Here is a 20,431-nt window from a genome sequence, read left to right on the forward strand (position 1 = left end):
GGGGATAAAATTGTGGATCAGCTGTTGAGACTGCGCCGGATCGCCGCGATTTCGGCATCGAGTTCGCTGTCGGCGACGCGGAGCGCCTCGACCGTGCGGACGGCGTGGATCACCGTCGAATGATCGCGCCCGCCAAAGCGGCGTCCGATTTCGGGATAGGAGCGCGGGGTCAGTTCCTTCGCCAGATACATCGCCACCTGCCGCGGGCGGGCGATCGCGCGGACGCGGCGCTTCGACGCCATTTCGGACTTGTCGAGCCGGTAGTGTGCGCACACCGCGCGCTGGATCTCGTCGATCGTGATGCGCGGACGCGCGGTGCGGACATTTTCGGCGAGCCGGTCCTGCGCCAGCGCCAAATCGACCGTCGTTCCGGTAAGCGCGGCATAGGCGAGCAGCTTGTTGAGCGCGCCTTCGAGTTCGCGGATGTTGCGCGTGAAATGCTTGACCAGATAAGCGACGACGTCGTCCGGCACCTCGACCATCGGCATGGCGGCCAGGCGCTGGCGGATGATCCGTTCGCGCAGGTCATCCTCGGGCGCCTCGATATCGGCAACCAGCCCGCCCGACAGGCGCGACAGCAACCGCGCCTCGACCCCGTCGAGCATCGCCGGCGGGCGGTCGGCGGTGACGACGAGACGTTTGCCCGCGGTCATCAGGTCGTCGATCGTGTGGAGCAGCTCTTCCTGCGTCGAATTCTTGCCGATCACGAACTGCAAATCGTCGAGCAGCAGCAAGTCGGCGGCGCGCAGCCGCGCCTTGAACGCCATCATGTCGCCGCCGCGCATCGCACCGACGAATTCGAGCATGAATTTTTCCGCTGACATCAGAATGATGTTCGCAGTCGGATGCGCCGCAGCATAGTCCTGCGCAATCGCCTGGAGCAGGTGCGTCTTGCCCTGTCCGGTGCCCGAGCACAGGTAAAGCGGGTTGAATTGCGGCGCTTCGATCATCGCCATCCGGCGTGCGGCGTTGGCGGCGAGGATGTTGCTGCGCGCAACGACGAAGCGATCGAACGACAGGCGCGGATCGAAACCGAGCAGCGCGGGGTTCGCTGCGGGTGCCGGGCGGGTCTCGAAGCTCGGCAGCGGCGCCGCGGCCAGGACCGTGGCGCGCTCATTCGCCGCCGCACCGCCGCGCACGGTGACGCCGCGAACCGTCGGCAGCTGCTGCCGCCATGCCAGCTCCAGCCGGTCGCCAAAGCGTTCGTTGATCCAGTTCGCCGAAAAGCGGCTGACGGTTTCGAGCGTCACGACGCCCGACAACGCGCAATAATCGGCAAAGCGCACGGGCTTCAGCCAATGATCGAAAGTGCGCACGCCCAGATCGCGGCGCAGCCCTTCGGCAACGCGCGGCCAAAGCGCTGCGGCATCACCGCTCATCGCTTCACCCTGTGCACCATTGCCATGCTGATTGCCGCTTTCCGTCACGCTGTACCGCCCCCTCAGGTCCCCTCGTGCCGGGTCTCGGGCAGCCGTCCACGCGCCGATTCGTCACCTGCGCCGGGCACAGGCATCCCATCCGGACAAGCAGCCCGAAAAGTCGCGAATCATGTCGATGTGGCGGCCACCGGCGAAGGCCGACGACGCACCTGTCTAGTCAGGGGGCGGCGAGTCGATCAAGGGCTGGCCATGTAAAAATACTGAAATAAAAATCTTGACTCATCCGGGGTCCCGGAATCGCGCGAATGCCCCATTTTATTGAATAGTTTCAGTATTTTAATCAGTGAAAACCATCCGCAAGGCAACGAATCGCAGTAAATCCGTCACTTACCGCGCTGCAACACTATTGCCATCGGCCTGTCACAATGCAGGACGCAAAAAAGGACCCGCGGGCGGGATGCCAGCGGGTCCTTTTTGTTCCCTTTCGGGACAGCCGGATCAGGCGATCGCGTTCACGCTCTTGGTCAGGCGCGAGAATTTGCGAGCCACGGTGTTCTTGTGCAGCACACCCTTGGCAACGCCGCGCGCCATTTCGGGCTGCGCTGCCTTCAGCGCGGTCGCGGCCGCATCCTTGTCACCAGCGGCGACAGCGTTTTCGACCTTCTTCACGAGCGTGCGAATGCGCGAAACGCGATTCTTGTTCACGACGGTGCGCGCCGTGTTGCGGCGGATGCGCTTCTTTGCCTGGGGCGTATTTGCCATAAATTCCTCGGTTTCAAACGGTCTCAGTTCGGTCGGAGCACAGCGTCACCGGAGCAGCCGAATCGCGCAAACAGGCGAATCAATGTCCGGATACGGCCGGTTCCGGTAGCCCGGACCCTGCTCGAAGGGTGCGCGCATAGCCAGCCTGGCGCTTTTGGTCAATGCTTATTGCAGCAGCCGCGCGCCTTACCGTTGGCATTTGGGGCAGAAGAAGGTCGATCGGCCCGACTGCACGATCCGCGAAATCGTCCCGCCACATTCGCACGCCTCGCCCTCGCGCCCATAGACGCGCCAGTCCTTCGCGAAATAGCCAAGGTCGCCATCGGGACTGAGGAAATCGCGCAAGGTCGATCCGCCTGCGGCGATCGCCGCGATCAGCACCGCCTTGATCGCGGGCACCAGCGCGGCGAGCTTCGCCTTCGACACATCGGCCGCGGCCTTGGTCGGTGCAATGCGCGCCATGTTGAGCGCTTCACAGACATAGATATTGCCGAGCCCGGCGACGATCGTCTGGTCGAGCAGCATCGCCTTGATCGGCGCGCGGCGCCCGGCAAGGGCCTTCGCCAGATAGGCGGCGTCGAACGCGTCGGACAAAGGTTCAGGGCCGAGCGTCACAAAGGCGGCAAACAGGCGCAACGGATCGCCGCGCACCAGATCGACCGACCCGAAACGACGCGGATCGTGCAGGAACAACCTGTGCCCCGCGGTTTCGAGCAGCAGATGATCATGCTTTCCCGCATCGCCCCCTTCGGTGCGCCAGCGCCCCGACATGCCGAGGTGAAAGATCATATGGTCATCGCGGTCGGTCGAGATGACGCCATATTTGGCGCGCCGCGACAAGCCGGTAACGGTTGCGCCGGTGAGCCGCTGGGCGAGGTCGGCGGGAAAGGGCCGACGCAGATCGGGGCGGAAGGTCGTGACCGCGGCCAGCCTTTGCCCCTGAAGGAAAGGCGCCAGTCCACGGATGGTGGTTTCGACTTCGGGTAGCTCGGGCATTTCGACATCGCGGTAACTGGCATTTGCTTGCACGACAAGGCCCGGCTAAAGGCCGTCGCAGCAGAAAATCTCCCCACAAAAGGCACGCAATCCATGGTCACTCCCGATACCGTCAGCTTCGGTTACGAACAGGTGCCCGCGGGCGAAAAGACCGCCATGGTCGGCGAGGTCTTCAGCCGCGTCGCGCGCAAATATGACATCATGAACGACGCGATGTCGGGTGGGATGCACCGTTTGTGGAAGGACCGCTTCGTGCGCCGCGTCAAGCCGCGCGCGGGCGAGACGATCCTCGACATGGCGGGCGGCACCGGCGACATCGCCTTTCGCATGGAGCGTTCCGGCGCGAGCATCACCGTTGCCGACATCAACCCCGACATGCTGGGCGTCGGGATGGAGCGCGCCGCCGAACGCGGCGTCGACAGCCTGGTATGGAGCGAACAGAACGCCGAAAAGCTGAGCTTTCCCGGCCAGTTTTTCGACGCCTATACGATCGCCTTCGGCATCCGCAACGTCACCGACATCCCCGCGGCGCTGAAGGAAGCGCATCGCGTGCTGCGCTACGGCGGGCGTTTCTTCTGCCTCGAATTTTCGACCAACGAATGGCCGGGCTTCGCGCAGGCCTATGATGCCTATTCGCACCACCTCGTCCCCAAGCTTGGCAAGCTTATCGCCGACGACGAGGACAGCTATCGTTACCTGATCGAATCGATCCGCCGCTTTCCGCCGATGCCCAAATTCGCTGAGATGATCCGCGAAGCGGGCTTTACCTCGGTCAAGGTCGAGCCGATTCTGGGCGGTCTCGTCGCGATCCACAGCGGGTGGAAAGCGTGAGAGCCGACGCCAGCTTCTCCCCATCCGCAAGCGGGAGGGGGACTGAGGCATGACCCGTCCCGTTACCCATATCGCCCGCCTGCTGAAATGGGGGCGTATCCTTGCGCGCCACGGTGCGCTGCGCGGGATCGAAAGCGCGCCGACGACGCCGCCGGGCGTCAAGCGGCTCTGCCGAATCGCGCGGCTCGGCACGATTCAGCCCAAGATTCCCGATTACGCCACAGCCTTCCAGGCGATCGGCCCGGCGGCGGTCAAGCTCGGCCAGACGCTCGCCACGCGCCCCGACCTTGTCGGCGAGGATGCCGCGCGCAACTTGCTGAGCCTTCAGGATGCCCTGGCGCCCGTCGGCTTCGACCGCATCCGGCAAGAGATTGAGGCGACCTTCGAGGTTCCGCTCGAAAGCCTTTATAGCGAGTTCGACCCCGACCCCGTCGGCTCGGCGTCGATCGCGCAGGTTCATCGGGCAACGACGACCGATGGCCGCAAGGTTGCGGTCAAGGTGCGCCGTCCCGGCATCGACAAGCAATTCGCCCGCGATATCGAAACCTATGAATGGGCGGCGGCGCATCTTGAGGCGCTGGGCGGCGAAGCGACGCGGCTGCGCCCCCGGCAGGTTATCGCCAATTTCCGCCGCTGGACGCTGCGCGAACTCGACCTGCGCCGCGAAGCCGCTTCGGCATCCGAACTCGCCGACGCGATGGTCGGCGTACCGACCTATCAAGTGCCCGCCATCGACTGGGATCGCACCGCCAGCCGCGTGATGACGCTGGACTGGATCGACGGCATCAAGATTTCGCACCGCGACGCCCTGATCGCGGCGGGGCACGACATGGAACAATTGTCGGCGAACCTCGTCAACGCATTCCTGCGCCAGGCGATCGCCGAGGGTTTCTTCCACGCCGACATGCATCAGGGCAATTTGTTCGTGAAGGCCGACGGAACGATCGCCGCGGTCGATTTCGGGATCATGGGGCGGATCAACCGCCAGGCACGCTACTGGCTGGCCGAGATCCTCTATGGGCTGACCACGGGCAATTATCGCCGCGTCGCCGAAATCCATTTCGAGGCGCAATATGTGCCAGATTATCACAGCGTCGAGGAATTCGCGACGGCCCTGCGCGCGGTCGGCGAGCCGATGCGCGGCAAGCCGGTCAGCGAATTGTCGGTGGGACAGATGCTCGACGGCCTGTTCGCGATCACGCGCGATTTCGACATGCAGACCCAGCCGCACCTGCTGCTGCTCCAGAAAACGATGGTGATGGTCGAAGGCGTCGCGACGATGCTCAATCCCAAAATCAACATGTGGGATGTGTCGGGACCATTTGTGCAGGAATGGATCCGCGACGAACTCGGCCCCGAAGCGGCGCTGGCCGATGGCCTGCGCGAACAGGGCAAGACGCTGGCGCTGATCCCCGACATCATCCGCCGCCTCGACGCGCAATTGCCGAAAAAGGGCGCCGCGCCGCCCGCGCCGCCGCTGCCCCAAATTCCGCTGATGTGGGACAAGGGCGAACGAAAGCCCTGGTGGCGTTATGCGCTGACCGCACTCGTCGGCGCGGCGGCTGGCGCGGCGGCGTTCAACTGGCTAGGTTAGGCGTATGACCAAACCCCGCATTCTGCTCATCATCGGCGGCGGTATCGCGGCCTATAAATCGGTCGAGCTCGTCCGCCTGCTGCGCAAGGCAGGCTATGTCGTCCGCTGCGTCCTCACGCGCGCGGGCAAACAGTTCGTCACGCCGCTGACGCTCGCGGCGCTGTCCGAAAACAAGGTCTATACCAATCTGTTCGACCTGAAGGACGAGGTCGAGATGGGGCATATCCAGCTGAGCCGCGAGGCCGACCTGGTGGTTGTCGCGCCCGCGACCGCCGACCTGCTTGCCAAGATGGCGGCGGGAATCGCCGACGACCTGGCGACGACGTTGCTGCTTGCGACCGACAAACCCGTGCTCGCAGCGCCCGCCATGAACGTGCGCATGTGGCTCCATGCCGCGACGCGCCGCAACGTCGCAACGCTGCGCGGCGACGGCGTGACGGTGATGGAACCCGACGAGGGCGAGATGGCGTGCGGCGAATATGGCCCCGGCCGCCTGCCCGAACCGGCCGCGATCAAGGCGGCGATCGACGCCGCGCTGGCCGACGCCCCGGCGCCGGTCGCGCTGACGGGTCCCGGGGCATTGGCGGGGCAACCCGACTTCGCGCCCGCGAACCGCCGCCCATTATATGGCCGCCGCATCCTGATCACCGCCGGACCGACGCACGAGCCGATCGACCCGGTGCGCTACATCGCCAACCGATCGAGCGGGAAACAGGGCTTTGCCATCGCCGCCGCCGCCGCCGCCGCGGGCGCCGAAGTGCTGCTGGTCGCCGGGCCGGTGGCCTTGCCGACGCCGCCCGGCGTGATCCGCGTCGACGTCGAGACCGCCGTTGAAATGGCGGCCGAGGTCGAGGCGGCCCTGCCCGTCGATGCCGCGATCATGGTTGCCGCGGTCGCCGACTGGCGCGCCGCCGACACCGCGGCGCAGAAGATCAAGAAAGATGGCAGCGGGCAGGTTCCGCCGCTCGCGCTGGCCGAAAATCCCGATATTCTCGCCAGCATCGCCCAAAGCGCGCAGCGCCCGCCCTTGCTGATCGGCTTTGCTGCCGAAACCAACGACGTTATCGCCCATGCGCAGGCAAAGCTGGCGCGCAAGGGGTGCGACTGGATCGTCGCCAACGACGTCGCCGCCGATCCGATGGGCGGCGAAAGCAACCGGGTGCATATCGTTAGCAAAGCGGGCGTAGACAGCTGGGACCGGCTGCCCAAGCAGGCCGTCGCCCGCCAATTGATGGAAAAGATCGCCGATGAACTCGACACCCGCGCCCCGCTTGAACGAGATTGAGATCGCCCTCCAGCGGCTGCCCAATGGCGGCGGCCTGCCGCTGCCGGCCTATGCCAGCGACGGCGCGGCGGGAATGGATGTCGTCGCGGCCGAGACGCTGACCTTGCGCCCCGGCGCGCGCCATGCGGTCGCGACCGGCTTTGCGATGGCGATCCCGGCGGGTTATGAGGTGCAGGTCCGCCCGCGTTCGGGCCTCGCGCTCAAACATGGCATTACCTGCCTGAACACGCCCGGCACGATCGACAGCGACTATCGCGGCGAGGTGAAGGTCATCCTCGCCAATCTGGGCGACGAAATTTTCGAGGTGAAGCGCGGCGACCGCATCGCCCAGCTTGTCCCCGCCCCGGTCCAGCGCGCGGCATTTGCGGAGGTCGAAACGCTCGACGAGACTCAACGCGGCGCGGGCGGCTTCGGGTCGACCGGGATCGAAAGCGATGCGCTCGACGAGACCGCCGACACGGCGGGGCTTGCCTCGCTGTCGGGTATCAAGCTGCGCCGACCGGCGGACTGATTTGCTGAGCGACGCCGAACTCGATCGGTATGCGCGCCAGATCATCCTGCCGGCCTTTGGCGGTGCCGGGCAGGCCAGGCTGCATGCGGCGCATGTTGCGATCATCGGCGCGGGCGGGATCGGTTGCCCCGCGATCACCTATCTGGCGGCGGCGGGGGTCGGACGGCTCACGATCATCGACGACGACCGGGTCGAACTGTCGAACCTGCACCGCCAGCCGCTGTTCACCGATGCCGATGTCGGCGCGCTGAAGGCCGAGGTCGCTGCGGAGGCGGCGCGGCGGATCAACCCGCATGTCAACGCGGTCGCGGTGCCCAGCCGGCTCGACGAGAGCAACGCCCAGGCGCTGCTGGCGGGCGCGACGCTGATCCTCGACGGATGCGACAATTTCGGCACACGGCTCGCGGTCAATCGCGCAGCGGTCGCGCTGCATATCCCGCTGCTCAGTGCGGCGATCGGCGCGTTCGAGGGGCAGGTGGCGCTGTACGAAGGCTGGCGCGCGGGGCACGCCTGCTACGCCTGCCTTGTCGGTAACGACCCCGACCGCGAAGGGATCAACTGCGCCGAAACCGGCGTCATGGGGGCGCTCGCCGGAATGATCGGGACGATGGCGGCGCTGGAGGCGGTGCGCGCGCTGACCGACTGGGGGTCGCCGTTGACGGGACGGCTGGCGATCGTCGATATGCTCGATCGGCGCTGGCGCGAAGTCGGCGTGCCCGAGGACCCCGATTGCCCGATATGCCGAAGCTGAACATCATCGTCGCGGTTGCCGAGGGGCGGCGGCTCTATGCCGCGCTCGAAACCGGAATGGCCGCGGCGGCGCTGGGCCGCCCCGTGCGCATCTTCCTGCAAGGCGAAGCGGCGGCGCTGCTGCGCGACCCCGTGGCTTTTTCCGGCGACGAAGCGCGCCGCGCGGCGGGCCAGCCCGATCTCGCCTGGCTGGTCGAGGAAGCGATCGCGATGGAGATTGCGCTATTTGTCTGCCAGTCGGGCATGGCGCTCGTCGGCATCGCCGCGACCGAACTGGTGCCGCATGTCCGCGCCGGCGGGCTGGTGAGCTTTCTTGCCGAGGTCGGCGCCGAGGACCGGCTGATCGTCTATTGAGTCGTCCTGCACGTCGCGTCGCGACAGGGCAGGATCAGCCGTTCAAGGGTTGTCGCAGACGGTGATCTTGTCTGCCTCCGGCCGCTGGCCGTCGGGCACGAAGCGCGCGAGATAGCCGCCCGCGTGCTGCTTGTCGTCATAGGAGACGAGCTTGTATCCCACCGCCTCGAATTCGCAGACGAGCAGGCGGAACGGCGTGCCGTGCTGCGCGATCGGCCGGTCGCCGTCGACGACGATCACCTGCCCGCCCTTGCGCAGCGCCGGGCGGAGTCGCCACAGGAACGCATAGGGCTCGCCGATCTCGTGATACATGTGGACCATGAACACGCGGTCGAAACTCGCCGCGGGCAGGCGCGGATCGTCGACGGCGCCGAGTTTCAGCGACACATTGTCGAGCCGTTCGCGCGCGACGCGGTCGGCCAGCCGCTCGATCACCTCGGGAATGATGTCCTGCGCGAGCACGCGGCCCCCGGCGCCGACCCGCTGCGCCAGACGGACGGTGTAATATCCGTCGCCCGCGCCGATGTCGGCGACCGTCATGTTCGGGCGAACGTCGGCCGAGTCCATCACATCCTCCGCCTCGTTGACGCGGTCGCGTGCTTCCTCGGTCGACCATTTGGTCGACACGGTCGGCGCGACGGGCCGGTCGGCCGGCGGAAATTCGCGCGCCGTCTCGGTGCGCTCGCCGGCATCGTCCCACGGCGCATCGCAACCGTTCAGCAACGGCAGGAGGGCCAGCAGGACGATCGCGGCGCGCTTCATCAATCGATGTCCTCCACCTCGACCTTTTCGCCCGTCACCTTCTGCGACAGCGCCGCCGCCATGAAGGGATCGAGCGCGCCGTCGAGCACGTCGCCGGGCGCGGTCGATGTCACCCCGGTACGCAGATCCTTGACCAGCTGATAGGGCTGGAGGACGTAGGAACGGATCTGGTGGCCCCAGCCGATCTCGGTCTTTGCCTGATATTCGCCCGAGGCCGCGGCCTCGCGCTTTTGCAGCTCGGCCTCGTACATCCGCGCTTTCAGCATCCCCATCGCGGTCGCGCGGTTCTTGTGCTGCGATCGGTCGTTCTGGCTCGCGACGACGATGCCGGTCGGGATATGCGTGATTCGCACCGCCGAATCGGTCGTGTTGACGTGCTGGCCGCCCGCGCCCGAGGCGCGATAGGTGTCGATCTTGAGGTCGCCTTCGTTGATCTCGATGTCGATATTGTCGTCGATCACCGGATAGACCCAGACCGAAGAGAAGCTGGTGTGGCGCCGCGCCGAGCTGTCATAGGGCGAGATGCGGACGAGGCGGTGGACGCCGCTTTCGGTCTTGGCATAGCCATAGGCATTCTCGCCCTTGACCAGCATCGTCGCCGATTTGATGCCCGCCTGTTCGCCCGCCTGATATTCGACGAGCTCGACCTTGAACCCGCGCTTCTCGGCCCAGCGGCTGTACATGCGCTGGAGCATTTCGGCCCAGTCCTGGCTTTCGGTGCCCCCGGCGCCCGCATGGACTTCGATATAGGCATCATTGGCGTCGGCCTCGCCCGCGAGCAGCGCCTTGATCTTGTCTTCCTCCGCGCGCGCGGCGAGCGTCGCCAACGAAGCGACCGCTTCGTCGACCATCGCCTCGTCGCCTTCCATCTCGGCCAGCTCGATCAGCTCGGCGGTGTCGGCGCACTCGGTTTCGATCGCGCGCGTCGCATTGATCGCCTCGTCGAGCCGACGGCGTTCGCGCATGACCTCTTGCGCCGCCTTGGCATCGTTCCAAAGCGTCGGGTCCTCGACCTTCGCATTCAGCTCGTCGAGCCGCCGCACCGCGCGGTCCCAGTCGAGAAAGCGGCGCAGCAGCGCCAGCGCGGCGCCAATCTTGTCGATATGATCCTGCGCTTCGGCGCGCATGTCCTTGCTCCTGAAATATGTTGGCCCCGCCCTTACGGCCTCAATGGCCGCAGGGGAAGACGGCGCGCCGGATCAGATGATGCCGCCGCGATCCTCCAGAAAATCGCTGTCGCTGCGGCGCCCATTGCCCTGTTGAACAGGTGCGTCCTGACGCCGCGGCGCTTTTGCCGGTTTGATTTCCTCTTCGCGGATCGTCCGGCGCGGTTCGCTTTCGGGTTTGAACGCTTCCCAGATGATCGATGCCTTCGGATCGGTGCCCGGCCAGCTGCCATAGACGCGGCGCCCCGACTGGCGGTCGATTCGCACCATGCGCACGCCCTTCGGCGCGGCGAACGGGATCGGCTGGCGATCGGCGAGCGCCGCCAGCGCAAAATCCTTGAAGATCGGCGCCGCATAGCTGCCGCCCTGGGCATAGCCGCCCATGCTGCGCGGCTGGTCGAAACCGATATACATGCCCGCGATCACGTCCGGCGTGCCGCCGACGAACCACACGTCATTCGGGCCGGTGGTCGTCCCGGTCTTGCCAAACAGGGGGACGTTCAGGTCGCGTAGCCGCACCGCGGTGCCGCGCTGGACGACGCCTTCCAACATATGGACAACCTGATAGGCGGTGATCGGGTCCATCAGTTGCTTGCCCGACTTGGCAAAGCGCGGCATCGGACGACCGTCCCAATCCTTTTTGTTGCAGCCTTCGCACGGTTTCCAATTGGCCGGGAAAATCACCTTGCCGCGGCGGTCCTGCGCATAATCGATCACCCGCGGCTTAAGCTCGCGGCCGTGGTTGGCGAGCATGGCAAAGGCATTGGTCATCTTTTCGACCGTCGTCGATCCGGCGCCGAGCGCGGTCGACAGATAGGGTTCATGCTTGCCGATGCCCATCGTGGCGATCATTTCGACCACCGGTTCCATGCCGACCTGGCTGGCCGCGCGCACCGTCATCAGGTTGCGCGACTGTTCGAGGCCCCAGCGCATCGTATGTTCGCCTGCCCCGCCCGCCCCGCCGAAGTTGCGGAAGCATTTGTTGCCGAGGCGCGCGCCCTGATAGACGCAGAACGGCCCATCGACGATCATCGTCGCGGGGGTCATGCCATTGTCGAGCGCCGCCGCGTAGACGAAGGGCTTGATCGTCGAACCCGGCTGGCGTTCGGCCTGCGTCGCACGGTTGAAGGGCGACAGGCGGACGTCGAAGCCGCCCTGCATGGCATAGATGCGGCCCGAATGCGGGCTTTCGACAACCATGCCGCCCGACACTTCGGGGATGTTACGCAGCGCGTAGGAACTGCCGCCGGTCGATTTGACGACGATCAGGTCGCCGGGACGCATCGCCGAAAAGGCGCTGCCCCCCGTCTTGCGATACCCCATCGTCGCGGCGCTCGCGGGCAGCGTTCCCGTGTCGCCGTTGGCAAAGCCGATTTGCACGGCGCCGGGGGATTTCGACAGCACCGCGGCAACGCGCCAATTGTCGTAATCGATGCCGATGAAACTCGACGCAAGGCGGCTCTGCCACTGGTCGTCGGCCTCGATCGTCGCAATCGGTCCCGACCAGCCCTTGCCGGCATCATAACGCTGGAGCCCCTTGCGCAGCGCCATCGTCGCGCCCGCCTGCATCTTGCCGTCATAAGGCGTGCGCACCCACAGGCCGCCGGCATAGACGCTGAGCGGGCCATCCTCGGCGGTTTCGCCGAACTGGGCGATCAGTTGCCGCCGCACCTCTTCCATATAATAGCCGCCGACCTGCGCGATCGCGGTGTTGCCCGTGTTGGTGAGTCCGAGCGGCATCGCGCGCGCGGCGTCGCGCTGTGCCGCGGTGATCCAGCCATTGCTCTCCATCGACCCGAGCACGAAATTGCGGCGCGCCAGCGCTTCGCGCTCGAACCGCGCCCGGCCATATTTCTCCGGCGCCTTGGGCAGGATCGCCAGAAAGGCCATTTCATGCAGCTGGAGCTGGTCGACATCCTTGTCGAAATAGGCGCGGCTCGCCGCCTGCACGCCAAAGGCGCGGCGACCGAGCGGAATTTCGTTGAGGTAAAGTTCGAGGATCTGTTCCTTGGTCAGCGCATCCTCGATCCGCATCGCCAGGATCGCCTCGCGCACCTTGCGGCGATAGCTGAGCTCGTTCGTCAGCAGCAGATTCTTCGCGACCTGCTGGGTGATCGTCGAGGCCCCGACGGGGCGGCCGCTATTCGACAAATTGGTGACGATCGCCGACGCGATGCCCGGATAGTCGATGCCACCATGGCTGAAAAACGTCTTGTCCTCTGCGGCGAGGAAGGATCGCACCAGAAGCTGCGGATACTCGCTATATTCCAGCTGGACGCGGCGTTCGCGGGCATAGCTGTGCACAGGCTTGCCCTCGCCGTCGCGCACCATCGTCGGCAGCGGCGGTTCATAATCGCGCAGTTGGTCGACCGACGGCAGGTCGCGCGCAAAAACCGCCCAGATCAGCGCAATGCCAAGCAGGCCCGCGAGCGCGAGCCAGCCAAGCCAGCGGAACCAGCGCCGCGTCCACATGTCACGGAACCAGGTGATGACGGCATTGCCGTCGCGGCGCAGGCGAAGGCGAAAATCGGGCGGACTGTCAGCGGCCATATGCCCCCGCCTCTAAAGCCTCGGTTGCCGAAAGGGAAGCATGCTTGCGGCAATGCGTGGACCTAAGCCCTGCCCGCCAGTCCGAGCAGCGCCGGACGCAACATCGATGCCACGTCCGCGATCACCGCGTCGGCCGAAACACGCTGTTCTTCATACAGCATCTCGTCCGCCGCAAAGCCGAGTTCGACCGCGAGACGCAGCCGCGCCCACAGTGTTTCGGGGTCGACCTGAGCAAGGTGCGGGGCACAGGCATCCACCAGCCGTCCCGTGACATGCCGGTGCGATTCGAGCCGGATGTGGACAAGGCGCGGCGTCGCGTGGAGCGCGCGCAATATCCACACCGCACCGGGTTCGGCGCGCGTCACCGCCGCATTTTCGGCCAGCAGGTCGCCGATATGATCGGCCATCGCCGCGATCCCGCCGGGCGCATGGCGCGCGAGCCACGCCTCGAGCACATCGTTCTGGCGCGCCATCAACCGCCGTCCCAGCGCCTCCAGCACCGCATATTTGTCGCCGAAATATCGGTATAGCGCGGGCGGCGAGACCCCGGCGCGCGCGGCGATCATGTTGGTCGAAATCCGTTCGATGCCGACCTCGGCCAACAATGCGCCCGCAACGTCGAGCAGGCGGCCCTGCGTGTGGCGCGCGCGCGCCTGCTGCGGCGGACGGCGCTTCGCCAGGGTCACCGCGCGGCGCCGCGCGCGCTCACCGGCCAGATGTCGACCAACGTGTCGCCCGCGACGACGTGATAATGGTCATAGAGATTCACTGTCGGGTCGCAGTGCGGAACGGTCAGGCTGACCGGGTCGCCGGGCCGAAGTTCGTTTCCGATGTCGGGCGCGATCAGCGCCGCATGTTCGTCGCCCATAAAAGCGAAAAATGCGCTGCCGGGTGCGCCGCGCTGGACCACCGCGACGCCGCCGTCGGTCGACAGCGATTTATACCCCGAATCGATGGTGACGAGGCCGCTGTGGTTCGCGCTGACGACGCGCGCATCGACGGCCAGCGATACCTCGAACGGCACGGCGCCGTCGGCGACAAGCGCGCAATCGAGATATTGCTTGTCCATGAAGATGTAGGACCCCGCCTGAAGCTCGGTGAAGACGCCGAGTTCGAGGTCGATGCGGTGCGTGCCGGTGCCCGACCCGGTGATGATGCCGGGCGCGAAACCGGCATCGGTCAACGCCGTGACCACGTCCTGCAAATAGGCGGTGCGCTCGACAATCGCGGCGCGGCGTTCGGCATAGCTTTCGATATGCTGCTGTGACCCGCAATAAAATTGAACCCCCCGATATTCGAGGTTCGGCGCGGCAGCGATAGTCCCGGCCAGCGCCACCGCGGCCTCGGCCGACGCCACGCCGGTCCGCGCGATACCGGGGTCGATGTCAATCATCACGTCGAGCTGCGCGCCGATCCCCGCCAGCGCAGCCTGCAACCGCTCGGCAACGCCCGGATGATCGACGACGGCCATCAATCCATCGGCCGTTGCCGCCAGCGCCGCGAGGCGATCGACCGCCGCGGGCGCGGCGACGGGCGAGGTGATCAGGATGCCGGTCACGCCGCCTGCCGCCAGCACCTCTGCCTCGCCGATCTTGGCGCAGCACACGCCAACCGCCCCTGCCGCGATCTGGCGCCTGGCAATATCGACGCTCTTGTGCGTTTTGGCATGGGGACGAAGCGCAACGCCGTGACCGGCCGCGAGCGCCGCCATCGCCGCGATATTGCGGTCGAGTGCGTCCAGGTCGAGCACGAGCACCGGCGTATTGAGATCGGCGCGCGAGCCTTGGCGTCCGATCAGATGGTCGTGCAATTCACGGTCGGTCGTCATGCGAAATCCTTCACGAAAAAAGGGCCTCCAGATGCGGGTTGAGAAATTTGCCGTGCGGATCGGCGGCGCGGCGCACCGCGATGTAGCGCCCCGCCATCGGATAGAGTGCGGCGACGTCGGCGCGGTTCAGCCGGTGGCGCTTGGCCCAATGCGGCCGCCCCCCGGCGCCGCGAAAAATCGCCTCGGCCTCGGCGAAAAGCGTTTGCCACGGCATCTTCGCATATTGGTGCATCGAAATGGCGGCAACCGGGCCGGCGTTCATCGGGCTCATCCAAATATCGTCGGCGGCGACGGTGCGATATTCAAACGGGAACGTGACGGGCAGCCGTTTTTTCCGAATCCAGGCCACAACATCGGCCAAGGCGTCGAGCCCGGCGGCGCGCGGCATTTCATATTCCATTTCCTCGAAGCGGATCGTGCGGTCGGAGGGAAAGATGGCGTGCGCGGGACCGCGGCGCCGCCCCGAAAGGCTGCTTTTCATCATCAGGCGCTGAAGGACAGGCGTCAGGAACGGCAGGCGCGCCGAAATGTCGAGAATCCGGCGAAAACTTGCTTCTTCCATGTCGGTTGTCGTGGGCGGCGGATCGCACGGATCGCATGGATCGAGCGTTTTCAGGATGACATCGTCGCTGTGCGGGAAAAACCAGAATTCGATATGCCGGTGCTGCTGCGCCAGCGCGTCGAAGCTTTCGCGCACCTCGGCCCAGCGGCGTTTTTCGATACGTTCGGACAAATGAAAGGCCGGCACGACGGCGACCTCGATCTCGGTCGCCACACCGAACAGCCCCAGCGAAAGGCGCTGGGCCTGATAGAGGTCGGCGTTGGTGGCGGCATCGCACCAGCGCGCCTCGCCATCGGCGCCCACCAGCCGGAACCCCCGCGCAAAGGTCGATAGCGAGCCGAGTGCGACCCCGGTGCCATGCGTACCCGTCGCCATGGCACCGGCCAGCGACTGCGGATTGACGTCGCCCTGGTTGGCGAGCGCCAGCCCCTCGTCCCACAGCGCCGCGGTCAGCCGCCGGATGCTCCATCCTGCCGGAATATGCGCGGTGCGGCGATCGGCGGCGACATGGACCCGGCCCGCCATGTCTTCGAGGCTGACGATCAGGTCGCCCGATTCGCACAAGGGCATGAAACTGTGTCCGGCGCCGACAACGCGCAGCCTTTTGGCGCTGCGGACAAGCGCCGCCAGTTCGTCTTCGCTTTGCGGGCGCGCGAGTTGGCCGCTTGCGGTGACACTGCCCGACCAGTTGCTCCAGCCCATGCGCTTTCCCCCGGTGGCAAAGCTGTCGCCACGCGAAAAGTTAGTCAAGACTATATTATTGCGCGGCGAGGCTGTTCAGCGCGCGGTGATCCGCCGCGCAAAGTGGACCTGCACCGCGTCGCGGACACCGCGCGCGACCTTTTTCTGCCCCGCGGGCGACGCCAGGAAAGCCGCGTCGGCCTTGTTGGAGATGAAGCCGGTTTCAAACAGGACCGACGGCGTATCGGGCGCCTTGAGCACGACGAATGAGGCAAAGCGAAGCGCGTGCGTGCGGAACTTCACCGCTTCGCCTGCCTCGCGCTGGAGCAATCGGGCGAAGTCGGACGCCGTGTTCATCGTCTCGCGCTGGGTGAGGTCGAGGAGGATCGACGACACGTCGCCGCTGTGCGCGCCCAGGTCGACGCCATTGATGATATTCGCCTTGTTCTCGCGCGCCGCAAGCCGGGCCGCCTCGCGGTCGGAGGCGACTTCGGACAGCGTATAGACCGATGCGCCGTGCGCCTCCGGATTTTCGGCGGCATCGGCGTGGACCGAAATGAACAGGTCGGCTTTCAGCCGCCGCGCGATGCCAAAGCGTTCCTCCAGCACAAGGAAACGGTCGTCGGCGCGCGTCAGGGCCACGCGCACCCGCCGCGAAGCGAGCAGATCGGCGCGGATCGCCCGCGCAAGCGCGAGCGTGATGTCCTTTTCCCGCGCGCCATTGTGCGGGCTGATCGCCCCGGGATCGTGCCCGCCATGTCCGGCATCGATCACGACGAGCGGCAAGCGGCCGTCCGCCGGCCCCTCGATCCGCGGCAGCGCGACCGAGGGTTTGGGTTTGCCGATCGGCACGGTGACGCTGTAGCGTTTTCCGGGGCGCCTGGCGCGGAAGGCCGCGGCTGGCTGGCGTTCGGTGCGCGGGCGCAACGTCGGATCGACCGCCGCCACCAGCGGCAGCCCCCGGCCCGAATCGCGAGCCACAGCGGGTCCCGCCGACGTTGCCGACGACATTCCGATCACACCAAGCAGGACGAGCAGCGGGCTCATGCCGCGTCTATGCCGCCCGCGACGCGCGATGGTCCAGCGCTTATTGAAAAAGCGGCGCCGCGCGGCCCCGCAATATCGTCAACCATGCGGTCACCATCGCGCACCGAACGTCCGCTCCGCGCCAAGCTTCGCCCGCGATTCAACCCCTTCGCGATGATGATATTCTTGCAACAGCGCGCGGTCATCCCATCTTTGCACGGCGGTTGTGGTTGCCGTCGGCCCGTGCCGATGCTAGCACGCCCTTACTGACGGTGTCGTTCCCGGTGCCGTCCGGCCTTTTGAGGGGAAGGCCTGCTCCGCAAAAATTGCGGAACATGGCCGCCTTGGCGCCGGACATGCGGGGAAGGGCGACCTGCCGTCAGTCCACCCGGTTGACCGGACAGTCGGGGCGTTCGCTTGGCGCCCGCCCTGCCCGCCCGCTCATCCCGTAACAGGTTGATGCCGCATGAGGCTTGCCATGCCCTCTTCTGATCCCGACGCGGGCGCTTTCGCCCCGGCCGTCGCCGGATTTGAAGACCGCATGCGCGTCCAGGACCGGACGCAGGGCCTTTTCGGCAATAACGTCTTTTATTCTTTCACCCGTATCCGCCGCGGCTTTTCCCCTGGAAAGGTCGCGGGATTTTTTGAGGGCGCGCTGAGGCGCGCTTGGAGTGTATCTAATGACCACGCGCATGTTGATCGACGCGCGGCACCGGGAAGAAACCCGGGTCGCCGTCACCAAGGGCAACCGAATCGAGGAGTTTGATTTCGAGTCCGCCGAGCACAAGCAGCTCAAGGGCAATATCTATCTGGCAAAAGTAACCCGCGTTGAACCGTCGCTTCAGGCGGCGTTCGTCGAATATGGCGGCAATCGGCACGGCTTCCTTGCGTTCAGCGAAATCCACCCCGACTATTACCAGATTCCGAAGGAAGATCGCGACGCGCTGCTGCGCGAAGAAGCCGAACATGCCGCCGCCGCGGCGCAGCGCGCCGAGGAAGATCTGGACGAGCTGGAAGGCGATGTCGCCGACGTCGAATATCACGACGAGGACGATAATGGCGACAACCGCGGCGATCGCGACGACGAGCGGGACGACCGCGATGAGCGGGACGACCGCGATGATCGCGACGAGCATGACGATGGCGACGACAATGGCGATGCCGAAGAGGGCGCCGAAGGATCGGAAGAAAATAAGGATGGCCGGGGCGATCGCCGCGGGCGCGGCCGCGGGCGCGGCAACAACAACCGCAAGGGCGGCCGTGGACGCGGCCGCCGGAACGACGACGAGGACAGCGAAAACCGCATGTCGCTGCGCCGTCGTTACAAAATCCAGGACGTCATCCGTCGCCGTCAGGTGATGCTGGTCCAGGTCGTCAAGGAAGAGCGCGGCAACAAGGGTGCGGCGCTGACCACCTATCTGTCGCTCGCCGGTCGTTATTGCGTGCTCATGCCCAATACGATGCACGGCGGCGGGATCAGCCGGAAAATTTCAAATGGCGCCGACCGCCGCAAATTGAAGGCGATGATCGACGAACTCGCGCTGCCGCCGACGATGGGTTGCATCGTGCGCACCGCGGGGATGAGCCGCACCAAGGTCGAGATCAAGCGCGACTTCGACTATCTCGCACGCCTGTGGGACGAAATCCGCCAGAAGACGCTCGAATCGAGCGCGCCGGCGCTGGTCCATTCGGACAGCGACCTGGTGAAACGCGCGATCCGCGATATTTATCACAAGGATATCGAGGAAGTGCTCGTCGAGGGCGACGAGGGCTATAAGGCCGCCAAGCAGTTCATGAAGCTGCTGATGCCCAGCCACGCGCGCCGCGTGAAGCAATATGCCGATCCGGTATCGCTCTATCAGCGTTACGGCGTCGAAGACCAGCTCGCGGGGATGCTCAACCCGGTCGTCCAGTTGAAATCGGGCGGCTATCTGGTGATCAACCCGACCGAGGCCTTGGTGTCGATCGACATCAACTCGGGCCGGTCGACGCGCGAGCATAATATCGAGCAGACCGCGGTCAGCACCAATCTGGAAGCCGCGGCCGAAATCGCGCGCCAGCTGCGCCTGCGCGACATGGCCGGCCTCGTCGTGATCGACTTTATCGACATGGATCATGGCTCGAACGTCCGCAAGGTCGAGCGCGCGATGAAGGACGCGCTGAAGAACGACCGCGCGCGCATCCAGGTCGGCCGCATTTCGGGCTTTGGCCTGATGGAGATGAGCCGCCAGCGCCTGCGCACCGGCGTGCTCGAAGCGTCGACGCGTCCGTGCCCGCATTGCGAAGGCACCGGGCTGGTCCGCACCGCATCGTCGGCGGGTCTCAGCGCGCTGCGCCTGATCGAAGAGGAAGCGGCGCGCGGCAAGGGGAACAAGATCACCTTGCGCGCAAGCCAGGAAGCGACCTTCTACCTGCTCAACGAAAAGCGCCGCGAATTGCGCGAGATCGAGGAGCTTTACGGCGTCACCGTCGAAATCCTGCCCGACGGCGAGACCGAGGGCGCGCGCATGGCGGTCGAGGTCAGCGGTCCGCCGCCGGTGGCGCGCCGCAGCTTTGCCCCGATCGCACCGATCGAGGATGATGACGACGACGATTATCCCGAAGACGAGGAAGACGAAGCCGAAGAAGCGGCCGCCGAAGAGCGTCCCGCGCGGTCGCGTGACCGCGAAGAAGGTGGGCGCGACCGTGAGGACGGCGACACCGACGGCGAAGGACGCAAGCGCCGCCGCCGCCGCCGCCGGGGCCGCCGTGGTCGCCGCGACGACGAGGGCAATGAAATCGCCGAGGGCGGCGAGGATCAAGACGGCGACGCTGGCGACGCTGGCGACGCGCGTGACGACGAGGCCGCGCCGGCCGAAGCGCACAGCGAGACCGCCGAGGCCGAAGAAGCCGAAGCCAAGCCGCGTCGCCGTCGTGGCGGTCGTGGGCGCAAGCCCAAGGCCGATGCAGTCGACGGTGCCGACGAGGCCGCGGCCGAAGCCGAACCGGCGCCGGTAGCGGAGGCAGCCGCCACCGAACCAGCCGCCGAAGAGGCCCCTGCGACCGAGGAAAAGCCGAAGCGCAAGCGCGCGCCGCGCAAGACCAAAGCCGAGACCGAAGCGGCCAAGGCCGCCGCCGAGGCGGCCGAAGCCCCCGCGCCGGTCGAAGCCGCCCCGGTCGAAGCGCTCGCCGACGAAGCCGAACCTGCCAAGCCCGCGCCGAAAAAGCGCGCAAGCCGCGCGAAAAAGGCCGTCGCCGCCGAAGCCGCCCCTGAACCCGCGGCCACCCGCGAGGCCGAAGCGGTCGCCGCCAACGGCGATGACGAAGGCGACAGCCCCGACGGCGAACCGCGCCGCGGCTGGTGGCAGCGCACGTTCGGCAATTGATCGGCCAAGCCGATCAGGGCGGCAATTGA

17 protein-coding genes are annotated in these 20,431 nt (G+C 66.1%); 7 read left to right on the forward strand and 10 right to left on the reverse strand.

Annotated elements, in window-relative coordinates; genetic code table 11:
- Positions 1-17 precede the first annotated feature (17 nt).
- The 3 genes from dnaA to mutM form a co-directional block, all read right to left on the reverse strand.
- Positions 18-1,379, reverse strand: coding sequence for a chromosomal replication initiator protein DnaA (dnaA, locus tag A3E77_RS02180; protein WP_293643287.1), 1,362 nt, complete (start codon positions 1,377-1,379; stop codon positions 18-20).
- Between the two features lie 498 nt (positions 1,380-1,877).
- Positions 1,878-2,141, reverse strand: coding sequence for a 30S ribosomal protein S20 (gene rpsT, locus A3E77_RS02185; protein ID WP_037514171.1), 264 nt, complete (start codon positions 2,139-2,141; stop codon positions 1,878-1,880).
- Positions 2,142-2,327: 186 nt separating this feature from the next.
- Entirely contained in the window at positions 2,328-3,137 is an 810-nt protein-coding gene (gene mutM, locus A3E77_RS02190) for a bifunctional DNA-formamidopyrimidine glycosylase/DNA-(apurinic or apyrimidinic site) lyase (RefSeq protein ID WP_293643288.1), read from the reverse strand.
- Between the two features lie 93 nt (positions 3,138-3,230).
- Here mutM and A3E77_RS02195 point away from each other — a divergent pair, with 93 nt between their 5' ends.
- From A3E77_RS02195 to A3E77_RS02220, 6 genes are read left to right on the forward strand one after another with little or no spacing between them, the layout of a single operon-like run.
- Positions 3,231-3,968 carry a class I SAM-dependent methyltransferase gene (locus tag A3E77_RS02195; RefSeq protein WP_293643270.1) on the forward strand — a complete coding sequence of 246 codons (738 nt, stop codon included), beginning with the start codon at positions 3,231-3,233 and terminating at the stop codon, positions 3,966-3,968.
- Between the two features lie 49 nt (positions 3,969-4,017).
- A complete protein-coding gene (ubiB, locus tag A3E77_RS02200; protein WP_293643271.1) occupies positions 4,018-5,562 on the forward strand; it encodes a 2-polyprenylphenol 6-hydroxylase in 1,545 nt (514 codons plus the stop codon).
- Between the two features lie 4 nt (positions 5,563-5,566).
- Positions 5,567-6,847 (forward strand): bifunctional phosphopantothenoylcysteine decarboxylase/phosphopantothenate synthase, encoded by a 1,281-nt coding sequence (locus A3E77_RS02205; protein WP_293643272.1) that lies wholly within the window; start codon positions 5,567-5,569, stop codon positions 6,845-6,847.
- Positions 6,810-7,358 carry a dUTP diphosphatase gene (gene dut, locus A3E77_RS02210; RefSeq protein WP_458574401.1) on the forward strand — a complete coding sequence of 183 codons (549 nt, stop codon included), beginning with the start codon at positions 6,810-6,812 and terminating at the stop codon, positions 7,356-7,358. Before A3E77_RS02205 ends, dut begins: the two co-directional genes overlap by 38 nt.
- Before the next feature lies 1 nt (position 7,359).
- A complete protein-coding gene (locus A3E77_RS02215; protein WP_293643273.1) occupies positions 7,360-8,109 on the forward strand; it encodes a HesA/MoeB/ThiF family protein in 750 nt (249 codons plus the stop codon).
- The gene (locus tag A3E77_RS02220) at positions 8,097-8,462 is read left to right on the forward strand and encodes a DsrE family protein (protein WP_293643274.1); all 366 of its coding nucleotides are present in this window, start codon (positions 8,097-8,099) and stop codon (positions 8,460-8,462) included. The genes A3E77_RS02215 and A3E77_RS02220 overlap by 13 nt, the downstream gene beginning before the upstream one ends.
- Positions 8,463-8,504: 42 nt before the next feature.
- Here the strand turns inward: A3E77_RS02220 and A3E77_RS02225 are convergent, their stop codons facing one another.
- The 7 genes from A3E77_RS02225 to A3E77_RS02255 form a co-directional block, all read right to left on the reverse strand.
- Complete coding sequence (locus tag A3E77_RS02225; RefSeq protein ID WP_293643275.1) at positions 8,505-9,224, reverse strand: class I SAM-dependent methyltransferase; 720 nt, start codon at positions 9,222-9,224, stop codon at positions 8,505-8,507.
- Complete coding sequence (gene prfB / locus A3E77_RS02230) at positions 9,224-10,351, reverse strand: peptide chain release factor 2 (protein ID WP_293643276.1); 1,128 nt, start codon at positions 10,349-10,351, stop codon at positions 9,224-9,226. The genes A3E77_RS02225 and prfB overlap by 1 nt, the downstream gene beginning before the upstream one ends.
- A gap of 72 nt (positions 10,352-10,423) precedes the next feature.
- Positions 10,424-12,940, reverse strand: a complete 2,517-nt coding sequence (locus A3E77_RS02235; protein WP_293643277.1) for a penicillin-binding protein 1A — start codon at positions 12,938-12,940, stop codon at positions 10,424-10,426.
- 62 nt (positions 12,941-13,002) lie between these two features.
- Entirely contained in the window at positions 13,003-13,626 is a 624-nt protein-coding gene (locus A3E77_RS02240; protein ID WP_293643278.1) for a TetR/AcrR family transcriptional regulator, read from the reverse strand.
- Positions 13,623-14,768, reverse strand: coding sequence for a DSD1 family PLP-dependent enzyme (locus A3E77_RS02245; RefSeq protein WP_293643279.1), 1,146 nt, complete (start codon positions 14,766-14,768; stop codon positions 13,623-13,625). The genes A3E77_RS02240 and A3E77_RS02245 overlap by 4 nt, the downstream gene beginning before the upstream one ends.
- Positions 14,769-14,778: 10 nt before the next feature.
- Positions 14,779-16,080 (reverse strand): D-arabinono-1,4-lactone oxidase, encoded by a 1,302-nt coding sequence (locus A3E77_RS02250; RefSeq protein WP_293643280.1) that lies wholly within the window; start codon positions 16,078-16,080, stop codon positions 14,779-14,781.
- Positions 16,081-16,107: 27 nt separating this feature from the next.
- A complete protein-coding gene (locus A3E77_RS02255) occupies positions 16,108-17,058 on the reverse strand; it encodes an N-acetylmuramoyl-L-alanine amidase family protein (protein WP_293643281.1) in 951 nt (316 codons plus the stop codon).
- Between the two features lie 659 nt (positions 17,059-17,717).
- Here A3E77_RS02255 and A3E77_RS02260 point away from each other — a divergent pair.
- Complete coding sequence (locus A3E77_RS02260) at positions 17,718-20,402, forward strand: Rne/Rng family ribonuclease (protein ID WP_293643282.1); 2,685 nt, start codon at positions 17,718-17,720, stop codon at positions 20,400-20,402.
- The last annotated feature ends 29 nt before the right edge of the window (positions 20,403-20,431 follow it).

It is taken from the genome of Sphingopyxis sp. RIFCSPHIGHO2_12_FULL_65_19 (assembly GCF_001830555.1).
Taxonomy (GTDB): domain Bacteria; phylum Pseudomonadota; class Alphaproteobacteria; order Sphingomonadales; family Sphingomonadaceae; genus Sphingopyxis.

Excerpts from the sequence above, each read along its gene's own strand:
- dnaA (WP_293643287.1), bottom strand. The coding sequence starts at position 1,379 with ATGAGCGGTGATGCCGCAGCGCTTTGGCCGCGCGTTGCCGAAGGGCTG.
- rpsT (WP_037514171.1), bottom strand. The coding sequence starts at position 2,141 with ATGGCAAATACGCCCCAGGCAAAGAAGCGCATCCGCCGCAACACGGCG.
- mutM (WP_293643288.1), bottom strand. The coding sequence starts at position 3,137 with ATGCCCGAGCTACCCGAAGTCGAAACCACCATCCGTGGACTGGCGCCT.
- A3E77_RS02195 (WP_293643270.1), top strand. The coding sequence starts at position 3,231 with ATGGTCACTCCCGATACCGTCAGCTTCGGTTACGAACAGGTGCCCGCG.
- ubiB (WP_293643271.1), top strand. The coding sequence starts at position 4,018 with ATGACCCGTCCCGTTACCCATATCGCCCGCCTGCTGAAATGGGGGCGT.
- A3E77_RS02205 (WP_293643272.1), top strand. The coding sequence starts at position 5,567 with ATGACCAAACCCCGCATTCTGCTCATCATCGGCGGCGGTATCGCGGCC.
- dut (WP_458574401.1), top strand. The coding sequence starts at position 6,810 with ATGAACTCGACACCCGCGCCCCGCTTGAACGAGATTGAGATCGCCCTC.
- A3E77_RS02220 (WP_293643274.1), top strand. The coding sequence starts at position 8,097 with ATGCCGAAGCTGAACATCATCGTCGCGGTTGCCGAGGGGCGGCGGCTC.
- A3E77_RS02225 (WP_293643275.1), bottom strand. The coding sequence starts at position 9,224 with ATGAAGCGCGCCGCGATCGTCCTGCTGGCCCTCCTGCCGTTGCTGAAC.
- prfB (WP_293643276.1), bottom strand. The coding sequence starts at position 10,351 with ATGCGCGCCGAAGCGCAGGATCATATCGACAAGATTGGCGCCGCGCTG.
- A3E77_RS02235 (WP_293643277.1), bottom strand. The coding sequence starts at position 12,940 with ATGGCCGCTGACAGTCCGCCCGATTTTCGCCTTCGCCTGCGCCGCGAC.
- A3E77_RS02245 (WP_293643279.1), bottom strand. The coding sequence starts at position 14,768 with ATGACGACCGACCGTGAATTGCACGACCATCTGATCGGACGCCAAGGC.
- A3E77_RS02255 (WP_293643281.1), bottom strand. The coding sequence starts at position 17,058 with ATGAGCCCGCTGCTCGTCCTGCTTGGTGTGATCGGAATGTCGTCGGCA.
- A3E77_RS02260 (WP_293643282.1), top strand. The coding sequence starts at position 17,718 with ATGACCACGCGCATGTTGATCGACGCGCGGCACCGGGAAGAAACCCGG.